Below are 1,968 nucleotides of genomic sequence, written 5' to 3'. Positions count from 1 at the left end.
TAAATCTTCAATCATGGGAATAATGCGGTTCTGCCCACGATTAAGGATAAAAAGTTAATAAATAGAACCTGCCTTAAATAATATGAGACGAAAAATAATCCTTTTATTTATATTATTATCAGTGTTTATATCAACACTAATGTTTATATATGTCAAAGAAAATGATATATTCTATTTTATGAAATGGACACCAGAAATGATTTTCGGCAAAAAGTCGGTGAAAATTGAGAAGAAAAACTATGTAGATATGATTGGTTATACATTTGATGGTTCTTGTTTGGATTATTTTGAATATTATATATCTTGTTTTGTTCCAGATACAAGCTTTTATACGTATCCTGATTATGAGAAAATGTTTGATTTGAAAGGCATCTCAAAGTTTAATTATTCGCAATGGAATCCTACGCCGATTGAAAAAGAGAATCAACATTACGGCATGGTTCAGGATCTCACACACATAGGTAATTTAATGAACAACAAGAAGACTGCAAAGTTTGTTGATGATGATTTAATTAATAATAAGGGAAGTTATTATAGTGTAATGCATCATAATAAAATGGGTATTGTAATTTTTATATATAATCCGTCAAAATCAATGCTATACATAATATATAGTAGAGACTGAATTCAACCAACAATTGGATGGTTTAAATAGTTTTATGTTACAAATAAGAAGAGATTAAAATGAAAAAAACAATAATGATTTTAGTATTATGTATGTATCATTATTTTTGTTCTGCGCAAAATATAAATATACAAACAATATCAGAGAATGAATATCATTCATTAAGAAATAAATATGTTGCTTTGGCGTTGGACACATTGTTGTTTGTAAAAGAAGAAAGCGATTATATTTCTCTTCCTTTGGATAATGATGGAAGTTTAGAATTTAGAAATAACTCATCAGAAAATTATATTGACGAATATATAAAATTCAAGTACTTAGGTTTTCTTGATCATTTTAATGTGTATGTGTTAAAAGTTATACGTTTCTCAAATGAAGAGACATGGTTCGTAGACAAATCTAATGGTGACATTGTAAAAACATTGTCACATTATTGTGCTTCCAATCAGTACATAATTTCTTATGACTTACCGGATAGTGACAGATATAATGGAATGGAAATCTTTTGTTGGACAGAGGATGGTCTGCAGAAAACAGATTCTTTAAAACCTGATTGGTTTGTCAAGAACATATTTTGTCTCTGTGAAAATATTTTTGTTGTTGAAGCGCTTGCTTTTAATTCGGAAGATTTTTTATTTAAAATAAATATACAATGATTAAAACAACAGAATATAATGGAAATCAGCACCTCCAACCCAAATATATGAATCATCTAAAAATTCCTCATTCTGAAAGATTTGACATTATGAAAAAATATCTTCTACTATTAATGACAATTTTCCTTGTTAGCTCATGCATTCAACGCAAACAACTTGGATATACGAGAGATGGTATACAAGGATATACTCACTTTAAAAATAAGGAGCCTTTCGCCATTTATTCCGATTGCCATGATACGTGTTTCGTTAAAATGGTTGATTTGCAAGCTGAACAGGAAGCAGGATACATGGTGACTATTATATCACAAAAAAAAGACTTCTTCTTTGTGCGTTTTGATTATCCCAATATAGGTCAGTTTTGGATAAAAAAAGGTGATATAGGATTAAATATTCGAGGATTAGTATCTGATGATGAAAAAAACACCTCTGTCCCTATTTATAAAAAGCCTTGTTTTAAATCACCAATAGTGGCTAACATAAATTCCCCTCAACATGTGCCAATCCTTAATACAAAACGAAATTGGGTTTATATAGAAGCAATTGTTGAGGACGGCAATGAAATAGAAGGTTGGCTCGCACCTTTTAACCAGTGTGGTAATCCATATACCACTTGTCCATAATATCAAATTGAAATAAAACCTAAACAATGACCGCTATGTTTGAATACTCCCAATCCTACAACCG

Annotated in this window: 3 protein-coding genes; all 3 read left to right on the top strand. The window is 29.9% G+C overall.

Annotation, left to right across the window (positions count from 1 at the left end; genetic code table 11):
- Positions 1 to 178: 178 nt before the first annotated feature.
- The 3 genes from ACKI3Q_RS05415 to ACKI3Q_RS05405 all read left to right on the top strand — a co-directional run bounded on the left by ACKI3Q_RS05415 (position 179) and on the right by ACKI3Q_RS05405 (position 1,904).
- Positions 179 to 625, top strand: a complete 447-nt coding sequence (locus ACKI3Q_RS05415) for a hypothetical protein (RefSeq protein ID WP_407415024.1) — start codon at positions 179 to 181, stop codon at positions 623 to 625.
- Positions 626 to 825: 200 nt separating this feature from the next.
- The gene (locus tag ACKI3Q_RS05410) at positions 826 to 1,281 is read left to right on the top strand and encodes a hypothetical protein (RefSeq protein ID WP_407415022.1); all 456 of its coding nucleotides are present in this window, start codon (positions 826 to 828) and stop codon (positions 1,279 to 1,281) included.
- Positions 1,278 to 1,904 carry a hypothetical protein gene (locus ACKI3Q_RS05405; protein WP_407415020.1) on the top strand — a complete coding sequence of 209 codons (627 nt, stop codon included), beginning with the start codon at positions 1,278 to 1,280 and terminating at the stop codon, positions 1,902 to 1,904. The genes ACKI3Q_RS05410 and ACKI3Q_RS05405 overlap by 4 nt, the downstream gene beginning before the upstream one ends.
- Positions 1,905 to 1,968 lie beyond the last annotated feature (64 nt).

This window comes from Methanobrevibacter sp. (assembly GCF_045636185.1).
GTDB lineage: Archaea > Methanobacteriota > Methanobacteria > Methanobacteriales > Methanobacteriaceae > Methanocatella.
This window is presented reverse-complemented; position numbering and strand designations above follow the sequence as displayed.

Coding starts and splice junctions, on each gene's coding strand:
- ACKI3Q_RS05415 (WP_407415024.1), top strand. CDS start 179: ATGAAATGGACACCAGAAATGATTTTCGGCAAAAAGTCGGTGAAAATT.
- ACKI3Q_RS05405 (WP_407415020.1), top strand. CDS start 1,278: ATGATTAAAACAACAGAATATAATGGAAATCAGCACCTCCAACCCAAA.